Source organism: Spirosoma endbachense, from assembly GCF_010233585.1.
Taxonomy (GTDB): domain Bacteria; phylum Bacteroidota; class Bacteroidia; order Cytophagales; family Spirosomataceae; genus Spirosoma; species Spirosoma endbachense.
Genome location: NZ_CP045997.1, coordinates 6,582,228 through 6,601,262, shown reverse-complemented (window position 1 = coordinate 6,601,262; position 19,035 = coordinate 6,582,228). Strand labels below are relative to the sequence as shown.

Genomic DNA, 19,035 nt, shown 5'->3' with positions numbered 1-19,035 from the left:
AAACTGCTTCTACTAAAATCATTAGGGCTTTCGCTTAGATGCGTGCCACCGCAGCCGCGGACGGTCGCAACGGCGGACCGTGGTTATCAGTTCGCCATCAGTAACCACCGTCCGCGGCTGCGGTGGCACGCATCTAAGCGAAAACCCTATATCATCTAAGCAAACAATCGATGCCTTGCCGTAATAACAGGCGATTCAGTGGAATGTAACTTGATTAATTGAGTTAGATAATGACAAAAAAATTGGGTCTATTGGCTGCTAGTCTACTTGGACTATTATCGTGCCATAGCAATACTAATACCCTTTTCGAGGCATTACCCGCGAGTGAAACGGGTATAAACTTTGTAAACAGGAGCCTCGATAAAAAGGATTTTAACATTTTCAGCTATCGTAATTTCTATAATGGGGGCGGAGTTGCTATTGGAGACGTTAACAATGACGGCCTGCCTGACCTGTTTCTAACGTCCAATTTTGAAGAAAATAAGCTTTATCTCAACAAAGGCGGGATGAAGTTTGACGATATTACCCGGAAAGCAGGGATTCTGAGTAAGAAGTTCTGGTCAACGGGCATCACGTTTGCGGATGTGAACGGCGACGGACTACTCGATATTTATGTGTGTAACTCCGGTAGCCGCGATGAGCGGGGAAACCAATTATATATTAATCAGGGCGTAAGACAGGGTGTGCCTACATTTGTAGAAAAAGCGAAGGAGTATGGTCTGGTTGATGGCGGTTTCTCGACCCACGCAGCTTTTTTCGACTACGATCGTGACGGTGATCTGGATATGTACCTGCTGAATAACAGTTTCACGCCAATGGATCGCCTGGGTTACCAGAATATGCGCGACACACGCGATAAACTGGGGGGCGATAAATTGTTTCGGAACGAAGGACCTGATAAGCCATTTAAGGATGTTAGCCAACAGGCCGGTATTTATGGCAGCCTGATTGGTTTTGGGTTAGGTATTACCATTGGCGATGTTAACAACGATAACTGGCCTGATATTTATATTTCTAATGATTTTTACGAGCGGGATTATCTGTACATCAACCAGAAAAACGGTTCGTTTAAAGAGGACGTTGAAAACGAAATGGGCCACATCAGTCTTTCCTCAATGGGGGCTGATATTGCTGATGTCAATAACGACGGTAATCTTGATATTTTCGTAACCGATATGTTGCCCGACGATGATTACCGCCTTAAAACGACAACATCCTTCGAAAGCTACGAGTTGGGGCAATTGAAAGAGTCACGCGATTTTTTTTATCAGGATCCACGCAATATGCTTCACCTCAACAATGGTGATGGTACATTCTCTGAAATCGGTCGAATGGCTGGAACGGCAGCTACCGACTGGAGTTGGGGAGCCTTGTTGTTCGATATGGACATGGATGGCAAAAAAGATATTTTCGTCGCGAATGGCATCCTCAAAGATCTTACTGATCAGGATTATGTAGCCTTTCTGGCCGACAATCCCGATTTGCAGTCGATGATTGAAGGCACTAAAAAATTCGACTATAAAGAATACGTAGATAAAATGGGATCTAGTCCCCTGCCTAATTACGCATTCCGGAATGTAGGTAACGGCATGCAGTTTGAAAACAAAGCAGCCGAATGGGGGCTTGGTACCCCATCCTTCTCGAATGGCTCGGCCTATGGTGACCTGGACAATGATGGCGATCTGGACTTAGTTGTCAATAACAACAACTTACCGGTGTCAATCTATAAAAACACGGCTGTTGACAAAAACCATAAGAACTTCCTACGGGTAAAGCTTACCGGAAATGGACATAACCTGAATGCGATTGGCGCTAAAGTGTATGTCTATCAAAAATCGACTGATGGCCAGGTGCAGACCCAATACCTGCAACAAATGCCGAACCGGGGTTTTGAGTCGTCGGTGGATTTGACTATGGTATTCGGTCTGGGTGATAATCCGGCAATTGATTCCCTGACTGTCATCTGGCCCGATGATAAAAAGCAGGTTATTCGGCAATTAAAGGCCAATACAACGCTTAATCTGACGCATAAAGAGGCAGACCAGACAGCCATATTTTCTAATCAGCCAACGACTGGGCCACGCCTTTTTACGGACGTAACAGGTGTATCTGGCCTGGATTACAGGCATAAAGAAAATGAGTTCGTTGATTATAACCGCGATGGTTTATTAAAAGAAATGCTCTCGCGGGAAGGGCCTGCCTTAGCCATTGGCGATGTAAATGGGGATGGGCTCGACGATGTATTTTTGGGCGGTGCCGCCAATATGCCGCGTTCTTTGTATATGCAGCAGCCAACAGGAACGTTTAGCCTTGACAAACAGCCATTTTTGCTTGATGCGCTGTATACAGAAGATATTGGGGCAACCTTTTTTGATGCCGATGGCGACAAGGATCTGGATTTGTATATCGCTACGGGAGGAAACGAGTTTGATGAGCCCGATTATCTGGCCGATCGACTTTATCGAAATGATGGTAAAGGCAATTTTACCTGGGATAAAAGCTTACCCCGCAGCCTGGAAAATAATTCATGCGTTGTTGCGGCTGACTTTGATCGCGATGGTGATCAGGATTTGTTCGTTGGTGGGCGTATGGTGTCGGGGCAATATGGTAAAAGCCCGGATCAACTGCTACTTGTCAATGATGGCCGAGGAAACTTTCGGAAGGCAACTGCTGAATTACTACCTTTTTCGAAAGAAATCGGCATGGTAAAGGATGCTGTCTGGTCAGATATTGACAACGATCATTACCCTGATCTAATTTTGGTTGGCGACTGGATGCCAATTACGATCCTGAAAAATAAACAGGGTAAAGGGTTCGAGCGGTTCGATAACGAAACGTTGGCTGCTACGGGTGGCTGGTGGAACGCCATTCGGGCGGCTGATCTTGATCAGGATGGCGATATTGATTTTGTCGTTGGTAATCTTGGTTTGAACAGCCGTATGGTTGCCTCAAAAGAAGAACCAGCTCATTTATACAGCAATGATTTCGATCGTAACGGATCTTACGAGCAGGTAGTTACCTGTTTTCGCCCTGTTTCAGATGGAGAACGTCGCGAGTGCGTCATGGTTCAGAAACCTGATCTGCAAAAGCGTATTCCGTCAATAAAAACGAAATACATTAAGCACTCCGACTATGCCAGGGCTAGTTATGAGGATATTTTTTCAGCTCAGCAGCGGGAAGGAACGAGCATTAAAATGGTTCAGGAAGCCGAAACGTCGGTAATGATTAATGATGGTAAAGGCAATTTTACCCTTAAAGCGCTTCCTATACAGGCTCAGACGTCGCCGATTCATGCCATTCTGACGGATGACTACGACAATGATGGTAAAATGGACATTCTACTGGCTGGCAATTTCTTCGATGTGCTGACTGAGTTAGGGCGTTACGATGCTAACTATGGACTCTTGTTAACAGGTAATGGTAAAGGCGAGTTTACGGCGAGGAAGCCCAGGGATACGGGCTTTTTTGTTCGCGGACAAGTGCGTAGAATGCAGACTGGACATGGAGCTAATGGAAAACCGTTCATCATCCTGGCCAAAAATAACGATCGGGCGCAGGTCTTTTCGCTAACGAAAGGACCCCGGCAATGAGGGTTTTATTGGGGCTTTTTATAGTGGTAACAGGCTTATTAACCGGTTGCTCGGGAAACCAGCCTGCCGCCGAGAAGCCATTGTTTCAATTACTTGATTCGACGAAAACCGGCATTGGCTTTGTCAATCAGCTGCACAATACCGACAGCCTATCCATTTTGGATTATCTATACTTCTACAATGGTGGCGGTGTAGCGGCTGGCGATTTGAATAACGACGGCCTGACTGATCTTTATTTTATTTCCAATCAGGAAACCAACAAACTGTACCTGAACAAAGGGAATTTTACATTCGCAGACGCGACAGCTAAAGCTGGTATGGCTGGTCAGGCAGATTGGCAGACTGGTGTTACGATGGCCGATGTTAATAGCGATGGCTTGCTGGATGTATATGTTTGTGCAGTTAGCAAATTCAACGGTCTACGAGGCCATAATGAATTGTACATCAACAATGGCCCTGGTTCAGATGGTGTGCCAACGTTTACGGAGCGAGCAACTGAATATGGACTTTCGTTTTCCGGGTTCTCGACCCAGGCCGCTTTTTTCGACTATGATCATGACGGCGATTTAGACTGTTTTCTACTGAATCATGCTGTTCATACGTCCCGAAGCTTTGATCGTGTAACGACTCGTAACGACCGAAACCAGGAGTCGGGCGATTACCTGTTTCGAAACGACAAAGGGCACTTTATTGATGTTAGTGAACAGGCTGGCATTTTTGGGGCTGCAATGGGTTATGGGCTAGGTATCTCGATCGCCGACCTGAATGCCGACGGTTGGGAAGATTTATACGTCTCTAATGATTTTCACGAAGATGACTATTACTACGTTAATAACCACAAAGGCGGTTTTGTAGAAAGTATCCGGCAGGCGTTCCAGCATACCAGCCGCTTTTCGATGGGCAACGACATTGCGGATGTAAACAACGACGGGTATCCTGATGTAATGACACTGGACATGTACCCCGCCGACGAAGCGGTCGAAAAAGCCTCACAGGGCGAAGATCCACTGGATATTTACCGGTATAAACTCTCATACGGTTACATGAATCAATACAGCCGTAATTGTTTGCAGATTAGCCTGTCGGGGCAAAAATTCATGGATGTAGGCGTAATGGCAGGTGTAGCAGCTACCGACTGGAGCTGGTCGCCCTTGTTGGCCGATTATGACAATGATGGTATCAAAGACCTCTTCGTTGCGAATGGAATTGCCCGACGGCCTAACAACCTGGACTACGTCAAATATATTTCTAATGAGTCGTTACAGAGTGAGCTTGGTGCATCGTCGAAACTCGATGAAAAGGCCATTCAGTCCATGCCTGAAGGCAAAATAGCGAACTATCTGTATCGGGGAACCGCCAGACTCCAGTTCGATGATAAATCGGCCGCCTGGGGTTTTTCGCAACCAACGCTGTCGTGCGGGGCCGTATACGCTGATCTGGACAATGACGGCGATCTGGATATAGTAACCAATAATGTCAATGATCCTGCCGGGCTGTACCGCAATGAAGCCAATTCACTATTTCCTGACAACAAATACCTGACGGTTAAATTGAAAGGTGATTCTCCGAATACGTTTGGGATTGGTGCGAAGGTCATTTTGAAATATAGAGATTCGCAGCAGGGAAACGCTCTGCAGATGCAGCAGCTGATGCCAACACGGGGTTTTGAGTCGTCAGTAGCTCCTGAATTATTATTTGGTCTTGGCCATCATGACAGCATTGACTCGCTGATCGTGATCTGGCCAACTCAGCGCATGGAAGTTCGCAAAAACGTGAAAAGCAACCAGCCGATCATTCTGAATCAAGCCGATGCGAAACTCGATGGAACAACCTTTCGGTATACAGCGCCCGCTATGCAAGCACGCTTTGCCGATGTTACAAAAGTAGATTCAATTCCCTATCGTCATCTCGAAAATAGTGACTATTTCGATTTCGTCCGCGAGTCATTAATGCCATTTAAAGTATCGACGGAAGGGCCGCATCTGGCCATTGGTGATGTAAATGGCGATGGTTTAGCTGATGTATATGCAGGCGGAGCCAAATGGCAGGCGGGAAGTTTATTGGTCCAGCAACCTAGTGGTCGATTTATTCCATCGAATCAACCGGACTTTATTCGTGACTCAACGTACGAAGACGTAGATGCCGTTTTCTTCGATGCCGATGGCGACAAAGACCTGGATTTATATGTCGTATCGGGAGGAAACGAGTTCTACGGCCAGATGACCGAGCAGTTTGATCGACTTTATCTGAACGATGGGCGGGGGCGTTTCAGCCGTTCGGCCAATGCGTTACCGACCATGTACGATAATAAAAGTTGTGTTCGGCCATTTGATATTGACCGCGATGGTGATCTGGACTTGTTTGTTGGCGGGCGAGTTGTGGGATTCAATTACGGGAAATCACCTGGTTCGTATCTGCTCATTAATGATGGGAAAGGTAAGTTTTCAGATCAGACCGATAAGCTTGCTACCGGATTGCGTAAAGCCGGAATGATTACGGATGCTGTTTGGGCCGATTACGACGGCGATAAAGATCAGGATCTGATTTTGGCCGGTGACTGGATGCCTATCCGCATTTTTGCCAATGACAAAGGCAGGTTTTCTGAAGTCAAACCGATCACGACAGACGAGATTCCCTTAAACGGATTCTACCAGCGAGTCATTGCTGCGGATTTTGATCGCGATGGCGATATTGATCTGATGGCGGGTAATCTTGGAACGAATACCAAATTTCGAAAGGCGCCCGATTCGCAGTTACGCATGTGGGTGAAAGATATAGACGGAAATCAAAGTACGGAGCAAATCATAGCCTATAATCGTGGAAAGGACTGGTATCCATTGGCGTTTAAAGATGAGTTGGGTAAGCAGATGCCCGGCATTATTAATAAGCGATTCACCGATTATGTGTCATTTGCGGGCAAGACCCTGGATAATGTCTTGAAAGCCGATGATTTAAAAGGGGCTGAGGAGTATTCCGTTAATCAATTCGCGTCGATTTATCTGGAAAACCAAAATGGTAAGTTTATTATCCATGAACTACCCTTGATGGCGCAGGTATCGAAGCTATTTGCGCTACAGGCTATAGATATTGACAACGACGGCGATCTCGACGTGTTAGGCGGTGGGAACTTCTATGGTGTTAGTATGTATCAGGGGCGTTACGATGCGAGTTATGGATTAGTATTGAAGAACGATGGAAAAGGGAATTTTATCGCGTTGTCGCCTGTAGATTCTGGATTTCTGCTCAATGGTGAAATTCGCGATATTCGCCCCATTCAGACCCCAAAAGGGTTACTGATTGCCGTTGCTCGGAATGGAATGGGAATACAGCTCTTCAAACCGTTGTAATTAGGCAGAATCAGTAGTTAACTCCGTTTTGTCCGATATTTTCCCTTAATTTTGTAACAATTGGTTAATCAATAACTGAGCTGATTCCGTATTAACTTGTCAAACTAGAGTATGAACTTTTCGCGTCGATTCAGTCTTCTACTGGCCATCCTGCTGGTAACAGTTGCCAGTTGTCAGAAGCCTGCTTCTCCAGCCGAATACAAGGCCAGGGCTGCTAATCCAGAAAACTATAATGTGGCATTAAACAAACTGACACAGGTCATTATTCACGATATCTTTTCACCACCAGTTGCCAGTCGGATTTATGCGTATGCCAACCTGGCGGGTTATGAAGCACTTGTGCCTGACGATGCTCAATATGAGTCATTAGGTGGGAAATTGAAACGATTTCAGGCAAGCCCGAAGCCCCAGGCTGGGAAGGAGTATTGTTTTCCACTCGCCAGTATACATGCATTACTGACCGTTGCGCGTGCACTCACGTTCACTGTTGAATACTATGACGAATTTGAAAAGCCATTTTACCAACAGTATAAAAAAGATGGCCTTCCTGATGACGTTTACGATCGTTCGATGGCTTACGGAGAAACGATTGCCAAGCATATTCTGGATTATGCAGCGAAGGATAACTACAAGCAAACCCGCGGTTTTAAGCATACCGTTACCAACGAAGAAGGAACTTGGGTACCAACGCCCCCAGCCTATATGGATGCTGCCGAACCGCAATGGAACAAAATACGCTGTTGGGCAATGGATACCTGCAATCAGTTCATGCCACCACGCCCTTTACCGTATAGTTTAAAAAAGGGAAGTCCTTATGAAAAAGAACTGGATGAAGTGTATCAAACCGGAAAAACCCTCGATAAACAGAAGCAGGACATTGCCTATTTCTGGGACGATAATGCCTTTGTAATGAATGTAGCTGGCCATGTTATGTATGCCAGTAAGAAAATGACTCCCGGCGGCCATTGGCTGGGAATTGCCCAAACTGTGGCCCGGCAGAAAAAGCTGACTATGATACAAACTGTTGAGGCATATGCTCTTACTTCATTTGCGTTGACCGATGGTTTCATTTCCTGCTGGGACGAAAAATACCGGAGTAAAACGGTTCGGCCCGAAACAGTTATCAACAAGTCTATTGACCCTAAATGGACGCCCTTTCTTCAAACACCGCCCTTTCCCGAATATCCCAGCGGCCACAGTGTGATTTCAACCGCAGCGGCTACGGTATTGACAAGCCTCATGGGCGACAATGTTGCCTTTACTGACTCAACCGAGTTTCAATATGGGCATGGTGTCCGGTCGTTTAAGTCGTTCCGGGATGCTGCCGATGAAGCGTCGATTAGCCGGATGTATGGTGGCATTCACTATAGATCGGCACTAGTGAATGGACAGATTGAAGGGGAGCAGGTCGGCAAGTGGGTTATCCAAAAAATTCATACCAGGAGATCGGCCGTAGCCAGTCGGTAGCAATTAAAAGATGCTTAAAAAAGAACCGCTCGTTAAAGGCGGTTCTTTTTTTTAGTAATTGGCAAGTTATACGCTCATAACGCACTTTGTCTGCTATGGTAATACGTTTTCTGGCATTGTTTAGCATCATTTTATCGGCGCAGACAACAAAACTGCAAGCGCAGTCATCAGCAGATTCGACAAAAACGCGAGCCGATCAAAATAGAGATACTTATCGTACCCTTAGCCGTTCGCCGGAAGATTCAACGCGCTCGGTTTTTAATTTTAAAGCAGCTCCATGGTATGTGCGTTCTTCGCCATTTTTGATTTATACAGGGGCCGGAAAGCCCAAAGATCGTATTGCACAGAGTATTGAGATTGGTAAAACATTCAATGTAATTGACCTGGGTATTGTTTTTGGGCGAAATTCACTGCGTCCGGATTCTACGCTGTTCGTTGAAGGCCGGGTAACGATGGATGTTGCCAATTACGGTGTCTTTGCCAATGAGATGACAATTGGAGCTGGCCGGGTCTTCGATCAGCAGGGAAGCCTGATGCTGGAGCTTACCTACAATATTATCGCTCAGGTTGCCCCTCGCCTGGGAATTGGCCTGACAACAGGCTACTACGACTTTAGCAACGAAACCACCGACGCATCGAAAACATTCTACGGAATTTGCATCCGTTATGGACTGATGCGTACCGATTCCGGGGCGCTAATTCGTGTGGGTAGACCTCGGGTAGGCCGAACCGGCCGATCGGGACATGCGCACGGCCGATAAGCGAATAAGCCGAGATTATTGCTGGAAATTCGGTCTTTTATCAACTTAAGTGTCCTTCGAAAGATGAACGAAATCCTGGTCAACGATTTCGGCATTGTCCATCGGAAATATCCGTAGCGAATTGACCTTAACGTTCGAATTCTCCGAAGCCGATCGAATAAGCCATTTATCCTGAAAAATGGTATTATTTTTAGCTATTATTTAATTGATGGCATTTATGGATAGAAAACTAATTGTGAGCGGCTTCCTGCTGGCAGCTTATACGCTTTCTCTAACGGCAACTGCGCAAGTCGACAATGCGGGCTGGCAGATTGTAGGTCAGAATATCAATCCTGCTAACTATTACGGCATAACAGTGGCCAATGGAATGATTGGCCTTGTGTCGTCGCCGGAGCCAATGAAAGTGAAAGACGTGGTATTAAATGGCGCTTTTGATACCTATGGCCGTGGTCGTGTCTCGAATATCCTGAAAGTGTTCAATTTTGCCAATATGAACCTCGATGTAGATGGGCAGCGGCTTGGGTCGAAAGACATCAGTAATTACCGCCAAACGCTTGATATGCAGAAGGCGGCCTTAACAACTACGTTTGATTTTAAAGATAAAGTAAGTGTTCGGCAAACGATGATGGCATTGCGTCATCTGCCATTTTCGCAATTGACAATGGTCGAAATTACGGCCAGAAAAGATTGTGAAATTAGCCCGATGAGTGTGATCGAAACCCCCGAGAACCTTAAAGAAGTAAAGAATTTTTATTCGGAGATCGACCGCTCACACGTCACGATTCGGTTACTGACCTCAGTGGCTAAAAGCCCTTCCGGACGGCATACCGTTGCTGCTTCCAATAGCTTCATTTTTGAGGAGCCTCATGGCCAGGAACCCGATGTGATTCATGAAGACTGGGATTACAACATGCATCTGGCCAAGTTCAAAAAACGCCTGAAAGCCGGAACAACGTATCGGTTCAGTGTAGTGGGTTCTGTATCATCGACGGCACACACCGCCGATCCGCATAACGAAGCGGAAAGGCTTACGCTCTTTGCCGCTCTGGAACGTACGGAGCGATTGCTTATTCGTCACAACGCAGAATGGGCTAAGCTCTGGCGAAGCGACATTATTATAGACGGTGATCCGGATGCCCAGCGCGCTGTTCGCTCAGCACTGTATCACCTGTATTCATTTGTCCGGGAGGGAACCGGTTATAGCCTGTCGCCAATGGGGTTATCGGGGCTTGGCTATAATGGTCACGTCTTCTGGGATACGGAATTGTGGATGTATCCGCCCATTTTAACCCTAAAGCCCGAAATCGCGAGATCAATGCTGGAATATCGCTTTGAACGGATGTCGATGGCCAGGCAAAATGCATTCAGTCATGGCTATGCGGGCGTTATGTTCCCCTGGGAGTCGGATACTGATGGGCAGGAAGCTACGCCCGTATGGGCGCTGACAGGCCCCTTTCAGCAACATATTACGGGTTGTGTTGGCTGGTCTTTCTGGAAGTATTACCAGGTAACGAAAGACAAAGAATGGCTTCGTACGCGTGGCTACCCAATGCTAAAAGAAGTGGCAGCTTTCTGGAGTAGCCGTGTAGAGCGTGAAGGCCCAGGCAAGTTTCACATTAACAACGTCATTGGCGCAAATGAGTGGCAGGAAAACATCGACGACAACGCGTTCACGAACGGTATGGCTAAAACGTCGCTGGAGTATGCCATACAAGCGGCTCAGGAGTTAGGAGTAACGCCGGATCCAGACTGGAAACTTGTTGCCGACAATCTACCAATTCTGAAATTTCCGGATGGTGTAACGAAGGAAAATCGCACGTACGACGGAGTTATGATCAAACAGGCTGATGTCAATCTGCTGGCTTATCCGCTTCATATCATAGCCGATGAAAATTCGATTAAAAAAGATCTTGCCTACTATGAACCCCGCTATTCACCCGATGGTCCGGCTATGGGCTGGTCGGTTTTATCGACGCTACACGCTCGTCTTGGTAATCCCGATAAAGCTTATGATTGGTTTGTGAAGAGCTATAAACCGAATGAAGTACCACCGTTTAATGTATTGGCCGAAACCGCTGGTGGAACAAACCCTTATTTTGCAACAGGAGCGGGTGGTATGCTGCAAGCGGTGCTGAATGGGTTTGGTGGGCTTGAAATTTCAGACAGCGGTATTACACAACTTAAAACAAAGTTGCCAAAAAAATGGAAATCGCTAACGATAAAAGGAATTGGGCCTGACTTAAAAACTGTACAGGTGCAGTAAATCGTTTTAAACAAGTTGAGCTTTCAAGTTACAGATTAGTGCTAATCTGTAACTTGAAAGCTCAACTTGTTTAAACTAAAACTTACCACTGAGCCATTGGCAGATGAGCCGACTGTAACTCCAGATTAACCTCTTTTGATTGAATCGCCATTTTATTCAGAGCGATATAAATGGTTTTAACGGCATTTTCGATGCGTTTCCATCCTTCTTCGCTCCGAAGATCAATACTGATCATGGTACGATCGTTCTGAGCCATGATCGTTAGGTAGGTCATAGCACCAAGAACAATTGCCGAAATGGCTTGTGTATCGGCCCCCTTAACGAATGAAAGCTGCTCGACAAGACGTGTCATTTCTTCGTCTTGTGCTCTTGCTGTTGTTTCTGCAATCGAATCATTTTCGATAACAGTTGCTTTCAGGATTTCACGGGCTGCTTTAAACGTACGGAAGTAACGGTAGGTCTGGATAACCTGGCGATACCAGATACGAGCCACATCAGACTCTTGTAAAGGACGAATTTGGTCTAAGACAGCTGGATTGAATACTGGGAATAATTTGCCCATTTTTACATAGTATTCCAGAAGCCCTTCCATACCGCCGAAGTAGCGATAAATCAGCACTTTACTGACATTAGCCTTTTCTGCAACCCGATTGACTCCAACTCCTTCCAGACCCCGCTCTGCAATGACTTCTTCTAACGCTTCTACGATGCGCTGAGTTGTTTTAGCGCGGTTGCGTCTGACCTTCTCGTCCTTCTCCATGTATCTAAAATGCATTAAAATTCAAAACATTATATCAATCTGACGTAAACAGAAAGGCACGGTCACATTGAGATTGTGTGTACGGCAAAATTGTAACGATAAATTATCAGTATTAACACGAATTATATCACCTATTATTCTGTATGAACAAAACGAATTTTGTTAAATGATCTTATAATCAATTATAAATTCGCTTTGTTACAAACCAGCAGCTATTGTCACTTCTGGTTACTACCTTGGCAATAATAATCATTTCTTGCACAATTAGCAAATTAAATAGTATTTATAATGCAACAAATTGAAGTATCCATTTTTGGTTTTTTGACAACTAATAAATGAAAAAAGCCGCCTAATTTACATTAAGCGGCTTTTTTGTTGCCCGAGAAGGATTCGAACCTCCACAAACAGAACCAAAATCTGTCGTCCTACCCTTAGACGATCGGGCAATTGCGAGTGCAAAGATAACAGGCTGAATGTGTCAAAAACAAGTACCTGCCTCAAAAAAATCTGATTTTTGCTTCGCTCTCCCGGCTTTGTGCTGACTATCAGCCAGTATTTTTGCTTATATGGATGCTACTGCGGCAGTTGATACTATTTTTTTTATTAGTCCCTGTAAAACTTTTCCCGGACCGCATTCAATAAATTCAGTTGCGCCATCGGCTGCCATTTGTTCAACCGACTGGGTCCACCGGACCGGCGCCGTTAACTGGGCAATCAGGTTCGCTTTTATTGTGCTCGGATCTTTCGTTGGCTGAGCGTTTACGTTCTGATAAACTGGGCAGCTGGCCTCGCTAAATGACATCGCTTCGACGGCGTTTGCAAATTCTTCGCGGGCGGGCTCCATAAAGGGAGAATGAAATGCGCCACCTACTGCCAGGGGTAAAACACGTTTAGCCCCGGCGGCCTTAAGTTGCTCAGCGGCCAGTTCAATACCCGCAATACTGCCCGAAATCACAACCTGTCCGGGACAGTTGTAATTGGCAGGTACTATAATTTCACTGGTAATTCCAGCACAAATTTGCTCTATCACATCATCGGCTAAACCCAATACGGCGGCCATGCTGGACGGCGCCAGTTCACAGGCTTTCTGCATGGCCGTTGCCCGAATAGAAGCCAGTTTCAGGCCATTTTCGAACGATAATGCACCAGCCGCCGTCAGGGCAGATAGTTCACCAAGTGAGTGCCCTGCTACCATGTCAGGAGCAAACGATTCCGCAGTAAGGGCCAACACAACGCCATGAAGTAACACTGCTGGCTGTGTGTAAATGGTTTGTTTTAGCTCTTCGTCTGTTCCTTCGAACATAATCCGGGTCAAATCATAGCCCAATAGTTGATTCGCCTGGTCGAAGAGTTTACGAGCTGCTTCGGAGTTTTGGTAGATGTCGCGACCCATACCCCGAAACTGGGAGCCCTGGCCAGGAAATACGTATGCTTTCATAAGATAGGAGACAAACTAATGACAGGTGATTGCGTGAAAAATGGCTGTTAATTAGTACCCATGTGATCGGCAAAATAACATGACTTCCTGCGTTTATTCAAGAAATAGACTCTTCTTGCGAATAAACGATTGATTATCAGTAGTCTCGGCTGTTGGCACTAATAGTCTGTTTAATGGATAGGATACATTCGACTCATTCGCCTGTTTTTCGCCTGTGGAAGCAAACAAAAATTTGGCACACTCTGTTATGAAAGTAGCCCGTTTGTCTAATTTTTACCGGCTCTATATTAGACAGAAGTTCGTTGAAAATGGGCCGTAAAGTTGTTTGCATGGGGTTTGTGCTTTAGCTTTGATGCGCCGTTTAAATCGGCTTTTTTTCAATAGTTTACCACTAAATTTTCGTGTCATTTACCATATGGCTTGGGTAATACAAACACTATCCAGCTCCCTCGGCCGAAAGGTTATCATGTCGCTGACGGGGCTTTTTCTCAGTACCTTTCTGATAGTTCACATGGCTGGTAATTTACAGCTTTTCAAAGGGGATAATGGACGGGCTTTTAATGAGTACACGTACTTCATGACCCACAATCCGCTTATCCTTACTGTCTCTTATCTGCTGTATACGTCCATTCTGGTACACGCACTTATGGCCTGGATACTAACCCGCCATAATCAGGCATCGCGACCGGTGAAATATGCATACAGTAAGCCCGAATCGAACAGTGACTGGTCGTCACGTAACATGGGTATTCTGGGCACAATCCTGTTGCTGTTTATTATCATTCACATGCGGACATTCTGGTACGAGATGCACTTTGGATCTGTTCCGATGGCCGAATATGATGGTAAGCAGTACAAAGACTTGTATGCAGTTGTGAAAGTAGCTTTTAGCCAGTGGTGGTACGTACTCCTCTATGTCGTTTGCATGGTTGCCATAGGCTATCACCTGGCGCACGGTTTTCAGAGCGGCTTTCAAACGCTTGGTCTTCGGCATAAGAAATACACCCCCCTGATTGAATTTGTGGGCAAATACTTTTTTGCGATAATCATTCCTGCCGCTTTTGCAGCGATGCCGATCTACGTGTTTTTACAGGTTCATGGAATTATTTAATGAGTGAAAGAGCGAATGAGCGAAAGGGCGACCGGTAATCTTCCAGTCATCCTTCCACTCTTCCACTCTTTCGCCTTTTACTTTTTAGAAGGAATGAAACTGGAGTCTAAAATTCCCGAAGGCCCTTTAGCCGAAAAGTGGGCACGGCAGAAATTCGGCTTGAAACTGGTAAATCCGGCCAACAAGCGGAAATACGATATTATTGTCGTTGGTACAGGTCTGGCAGGCGCATCGGCTGCTGCATCGCTGGCCGAACTAGGTTATAATGTTAAAGCATTTTGCTTTCAGGATAGTCCGCGCCGGGCGCACTCTATTGCGGCTCAGGGCGGTATAAATGCCGCTAAGAACTACCAGAATGATGGTGATAGCGTGTTTCGGCTGTTTTATGATACGATTAAAGGGGGCGACTACCGCGCTCGCGAAGGAAACGTCCATCGGCTTGCCGAAGTCAGTGTCAATATTATTGATCAGTGCGTAGCTCAGGGAGTGCCGTTTGCCCGAGAGTACGGCGGTCTACTGGCAAACCGGTCATTCGGGGGCTCGCAGGTGTCTCGTACGTTCTACGCTCGTGGCCAGACCGGGCAGCAGTTGCTGTTAGGTGCCTACTCGGCCTTGAGCCGTCAGGTGGCCAATGGGAAGGTGAAATTGTTTCCCCGTACCGAAATGCTTGACCTTGTCGTTGAAGGCGGCAAAGCGAGAGGCATTATCACCCGGAACCTGATTACTGGTAAAATTGAGTCACATTCGGGCCACGCCGTTCTCCTTTGCACAGGAGGCTATGGCAACGTATTCTACCTGTCGACCAATGCGATGGGGTCGAATGCCACGGCTGCATGGCGTGCTCACAAAAAAGGAGCTCTGTTCGGTAATCCTTGTTTCACACAGATTCACCCAACCTGTATTCCGGTATCGGGCCATTATCAGTCGAAACTGACGCTGATGTCGGAGTCGCTACGGAATGATGGTCGGGTTTGGGCACCCAAATCAAAAGAAGACGCGCAAAAAATTCAGAAAGGTCAGCTAAAAGCCACTGATCTGGCAGAAGATGCCCGTGATTACTTCCTCGAACGCCGTTATCCTTCATTCGGTAACCTCGTGCCGCGCGATGTCGCATCGCGTAATGCCAAATACGTCTGTGATGAAGGCCGTGGCGTGAGTAAAACCGGTTTGGCAGTATACCTGGACTTTGCCGATGCGATCAAACGCGATGGCCAAAAGACCATTGAAGCCAAATACGGCAACCTCTTCGAGATGTACGAAAAAATCACTGGCGAAAACCCGTACGAAACGCCGATGATGATCTATCCGGCCGTTCACTACACGATGGGTGGCTTGTGGGTAGATTATAACTTAATGACCACGATTCCTGGCCTATATGCACTTGGTGAGGCAAACTTCTCCGATCACGGTGCGAACCGACTAGGCGCTTCAGCATTGATGCAGGGGCTGGCCGATGGTTATTTCGTGATTCCCTACACTGTCGGTGATTATCTGGCGACGATCGGTCCTGCCGACAAACTGCCTGTTGATGCGCCAGTCTTTAAGGAAGCGGAAAAGAAAATACATGACCAGATCGATCGCTTATTAGCTATCAAAGGTGAGCGGCCTGTTGATGATTTGCATAAGGAGCTGGGCCACATCATGTGGGAGTACTGCGGAATGGGGCGTACTGCCGAAGGACTGACAATAGCCCGTGAGAAAATCAAGGCGCTCAAAAAAGAATTCTGGACGAATGTAAAAGTGCTGGGCGAGTCGCAGGAAATGAACCAGGCTCTGGAGCAGGCATCACGCGTAGCAGACTTTATCGAATTAGGCGCATTAATGGTTGAGGATGCTCTCAATCGGAATGAGTCCTGTGGTGGACACTTCCGCGAGGAATACCAGACCCCCGATGGTGAAGCCCTCCGCGATGATGCCAATTATGCCTATGTTGCTGCCTGGGAATATCAGGGAGACGACAAGCCTGAAGTGCTTAACAAAGAAGAACTGGTGTTCGAGAACGTGAAACTGACCCAGCGGAGTTATAAATAAGTTTTCAGCGACGAGTTTTCAGCTTTCAGTTAGCGGTTGGCGTAATGACCAACTGAAAACTGAAAACTGAAAACGGAAGACTCTCAAACAATGAAAATTAACCTAAAAGTCTGGAGACAGAAAAATAGCAATACAGAAGGTAAACTAGTCGAATACCATCTCGATAATGTATCGGAAGATATGTCGTTTCTGGAAATGTTCGACGTATTGAACGATTCCCTTACCCGAAAAGGTGAAGACCCCGTAACGTTCGATCACGACTGTCGCGAAGGTATCTGCGGCACCTGTTCCATGTACATCAACGGGCGCGCACATGGTCCACAGACGGGGGCAACAACCTGCCAGCTGCACATGCGTTCGTTCAACGATGGCGATACGATTGTGGTGGAACCCTGGCGGGCGCGGGCATTCCCGGTAATCAAAGACCTGATGGTCGATCGCTCGGCATTTGACCGGATCATTCAATCGGGTGGCTATGTATCGGTTAACACAGGATCGGCGCGTGATGCGAATGAGATTCTTATTCCCCGGACTATTGCCGATGAAGCGATGGATGCCGCTGCCTGTATTGGTTGTGGAGCCTGTGTAGCTGCCTGCAAAAATGCATCGGCTATGCTATTTGTTTCGGCTAAAGTATCGCAGTTGGCCATCCTGCCACAGGGGCAGGCAGAACATAAAGAGCGGGCCGAGCGTATGGTTGCGCAAATGGACGCCGAAGGTTTTGGCGCGTGTTCGTTTACAGGTGCCTGCTCGGTAGAGTGTCCCAAATCAATTTCGCTTGATCACATTGCCCGCATGAATCGCGAGTATCTTGGCGCGAAACTGACCTCGAACAACGCCTAGTAAACGTATAATCGGTATCTATAAAAAGTCCGGACTTTTTCGTGGAAGTCCGGACATTTTCATTTAATAGCAACGGCACAGCTGTATTTTGTGGGTTTTTAGTCAAATTGACTGGATTACCAGCGTACCGATTTAAATGTCCAGCCCGGTTGTACTTTCTGCATTTCCACCTGATCATCACGTTTCGTCAATCCACAGTCCAGATAATTCTGGTGAAGTTTTGCCAGTGCGTCCCGGTCCAATTCAACACCCAGACCTGGCTCCTGCGGAACCGCTACCGACCCATCTTCGAATTTAAAACGGCCTGAGGTAACGATTTCATCGGATTGCCAGGGGTAGTGTGTATCCAGCGCGTAAGGTACATCGCGCAGGGCACCACCCAGATGGACCATAGCCGCTAATGAAATTCCTAGATGGCTATTGGAGTGCATCGACAATCCTCGCCCAAACGTTTCGCATATACCCGCCAGGGTGATGGATGCCCGCAAACCGCCCCAAAAATGGTGATCGCTTAGAATGATGTCTTCCGATCCAATAGCAATACTGTTCGGAATGTCTTCAAACGAGGTCGTACACATGTTTGTAGCCAGTGGCGTTTTAATCGCTTTTCTAACCTTTGCCATGTTTTCCTGGCCTCGGGTCGGATCTTCCAGGTATTCAAGAATTGGCTCCATCTGTCGGCCATATTGAATAGAGGTTTCGACCGTCCAGAGTGCATTTGGATCAACCCGTAACGGTACGCCGGGGCCAAAAGCTTCGTGTAACGCAAACATCGCATCGACCTCCTGCTGGGGTTCAAAGACACCACCTTTCAGCTTGATCGACTGGAAGCCAAACTCGGCACACATGGCTTTGGCCTGGGCCACAATTTCGGCAGGATTCAGAGCACTGGCTTGCCGGGCGGCTGCCCATCCCTGCGCAGCCGGATCAGTTTTGAACGCCAGTTCTCCACCAGCCCCTTCGTATTTATAAAACAGATAAGCCGAAAAAGGAACCCGATCACGCATTTTTCCACCCAAAAGATCAACAACCGGGCGACCCGTAACTTTCCCGATAATATCGAGACAGGCGACTTCAATGGCACTAAAAATATGAACCAGTTTTCGTTGATCCCAGGGTGTTTCTCCCCGGTCTGCTGCGGTTTCGATTCCAAACTGATTGACCAGCACCTGCCTGATGTCATTAAGCTGGAATACGTCTTTCCCAATCAGCAAACTTCTGGATGCTTCGAGCGCGGCATCGATATCTTTGTTGCCCGGAATTTCACTGATGCCCGAAATGTTGTCATCCGTTACCAGTTCGACTATTGTGCGCAAGGCATAGGGCGCATGTAAACCCGCAGCATTCAGCAGGGGAGGGTCAACAATGGCAATGGGAGTAATGTGGATTTGAGCAATTCGGGGCCCTGTTTTGTACTGCATAGT

The 19,035-nt window shown here is 46.9% G+C and carries 11 protein-coding genes and 1 tRNA gene; 8 read left to right on the top strand and 4 right to left on the bottom strand.

The window, feature by feature from the left end; all coding sequences use genetic code 11:
• The first annotated feature begins 230 nt into the window (after positions 1–230).
• The 5 genes from GJR95_RS26975 (at position 231) to GJR95_RS26955 (ending at position 11,428) form a co-directional block, all read left to right on the top strand.
• Positions 231–3,590 (top strand): VCBS repeat-containing protein, encoded by a 3,360-nt coding sequence (locus GJR95_RS26975; RefSeq protein ID WP_162388808.1) that lies wholly within the window; start codon positions 231–233, stop codon positions 3,588–3,590.
• A complete protein-coding gene (locus GJR95_RS26970; protein ID WP_162388807.1) occupies positions 3,587–6,937 on the top strand; it encodes a VCBS repeat-containing protein in 3,351 nt (1,116 codons plus the stop codon). Before GJR95_RS26975 ends, GJR95_RS26970 begins: the two co-directional genes overlap by 4 nt.
• Positions 6,938–7,048: 111 nt before the next feature.
• A complete protein-coding gene (locus tag GJR95_RS26965) occupies positions 7,049–8,404 on the top strand; it encodes a vanadium-dependent haloperoxidase (RefSeq protein ID WP_162388806.1) in 1,356 nt (451 codons plus the stop codon).
• Between the two features lie 95 nt (positions 8,405–8,499).
• Entirely contained in the window at positions 8,500–9,165 is a 666-nt protein-coding gene (locus tag GJR95_RS26960; RefSeq protein ID WP_232540874.1) for a hypothetical protein, read from the top strand.
• A 208-nt stretch (positions 9,166–9,373) separates the two neighbouring features.
• The gene (locus tag GJR95_RS26955) at positions 9,374–11,428 is read left to right on the top strand and encodes a glycoside hydrolase family 65 protein (RefSeq protein ID WP_162388805.1); all 2,055 of its coding nucleotides are present in this window, start codon (positions 9,374–9,376) and stop codon (positions 11,426–11,428) included.
• 82 nt (positions 11,429–11,510) lie between these two features.
• Here GJR95_RS26955 and GJR95_RS26950 read toward each other — a convergent pair whose 3' ends face one another.
• The 3 genes from GJR95_RS26950 to fabD form a co-directional block, all read right to left on the bottom strand.
• Positions 11,511–12,188 carry a TetR/AcrR family transcriptional regulator gene (locus tag GJR95_RS26950; RefSeq protein WP_162388804.1) on the bottom strand — a complete coding sequence of 226 codons (678 nt, stop codon included), beginning with the start codon at positions 12,186–12,188 and terminating at the stop codon, positions 11,511–11,513.
• A gap of 375 nt (positions 12,189–12,563) precedes the next feature.
• Positions 12,564–12,634: transfer RNA gene (locus GJR95_RS26945), tRNA-Gln, on the bottom strand.
• 116 nt (positions 12,635–12,750) lie between these two features.
• On the bottom strand, positions 12,751–13,626 hold the full coding sequence (gene fabD, locus GJR95_RS26940; RefSeq protein ID WP_162388803.1) for an ACP S-malonyltransferase: 876 nt from the start codon (positions 13,624–13,626) through the stop codon (positions 12,751–12,753).
• A 415-nt stretch (positions 13,627–14,041) separates the two neighbouring features.
• On the opposite strand from fabD, the gene GJR95_RS26935 reads away from it, so the two are divergent.
• The 3 genes from GJR95_RS26935 (at position 14,042) to GJR95_RS26925 (ending at position 17,611) form a co-directional block, all read left to right on the top strand.
• Positions 14,042–14,737 carry a succinate dehydrogenase cytochrome b subunit gene (locus GJR95_RS26935; protein WP_162388802.1) on the top strand — a complete coding sequence of 232 codons (696 nt, stop codon included), beginning with the start codon at positions 14,042–14,044 and terminating at the stop codon, positions 14,735–14,737.
• 93 nt (positions 14,738–14,830) lie between these two features.
• Complete coding sequence (locus GJR95_RS26930) at positions 14,831–16,768, top strand: fumarate reductase/succinate dehydrogenase flavoprotein subunit (RefSeq protein WP_162388801.1); 1,938 nt, start codon at positions 14,831–14,833, stop codon at positions 16,766–16,768.
• 90 nt (positions 16,769–16,858) lie between these two features.
• Entirely contained in the window at positions 16,859–17,611 is a 753-nt protein-coding gene (locus GJR95_RS26925; protein WP_162388800.1) for a succinate dehydrogenase/fumarate reductase iron-sulfur subunit, read from the top strand.
• Positions 17,612–17,727: 116 nt separating this feature from the next.
• Here the strand turns inward: GJR95_RS26925 and GJR95_RS26920 are convergent, their stop codons facing one another.
• Positions 17,728–19,032 (bottom strand): enolase C-terminal domain-like protein, encoded by a 1,305-nt coding sequence (locus tag GJR95_RS26920; RefSeq protein WP_162388799.1) that lies wholly within the window; start codon positions 19,030–19,032, stop codon positions 17,728–17,730.
• Between the last annotated feature and the right edge of the window lie 3 nt (positions 19,033–19,035).

Excerpts from the sequence above, each read along its gene's own strand:
- GJR95_RS26975 (WP_162388808.1), top strand. The coding sequence starts at position 231 with ATGACAAAAAAATTGGGTCTATTGGCTGCTAGTCTACTTGGACTATTA.
- GJR95_RS26970 (WP_162388807.1), top strand. The coding sequence starts at position 3,587 with ATGAGGGTTTTATTGGGGCTTTTTATAGTGGTAACAGGCTTATTAACC.
- GJR95_RS26965 (WP_162388806.1), top strand. The coding sequence starts at position 7,049 with ATGAACTTTTCGCGTCGATTCAGTCTTCTACTGGCCATCCTGCTGGTA.
- GJR95_RS26960 (WP_232540874.1), top strand. The coding sequence starts at position 8,500 with ATGGTAATACGTTTTCTGGCATTGTTTAGCATCATTTTATCGGCGCAG.
- GJR95_RS26955 (WP_162388805.1), top strand. The coding sequence starts at position 9,374 with ATGGCATTTATGGATAGAAAACTAATTGTGAGCGGCTTCCTGCTGGCA.
- GJR95_RS26950 (WP_162388804.1), bottom strand. The coding sequence starts at position 12,188 with ATGGAGAAGGACGAGAAGGTCAGACGCAACCGCGCTAAAACAACTCAG.
- fabD (WP_162388803.1), bottom strand. The coding sequence starts at position 13,626 with ATGAAAGCATACGTATTTCCTGGCCAGGGCTCCCAGTTTCGGGGTATG.
- GJR95_RS26935 (WP_162388802.1), top strand. The coding sequence starts at position 14,042 with ATGGCTTGGGTAATACAAACACTATCCAGCTCCCTCGGCCGAAAGGTT.
- GJR95_RS26930 (WP_162388801.1), top strand. The coding sequence starts at position 14,831 with ATGAAACTGGAGTCTAAAATTCCCGAAGGCCCTTTAGCCGAAAAGTGG.
- GJR95_RS26925 (WP_162388800.1), top strand. The coding sequence starts at position 16,859 with ATGAAAATTAACCTAAAAGTCTGGAGACAGAAAAATAGCAATACAGAA.
- GJR95_RS26920 (WP_162388799.1), bottom strand. The coding sequence starts at position 19,032 with ATGCAGTACAAAACAGGGCCCCGAATTGCTCAAATCCACATTACTCCC.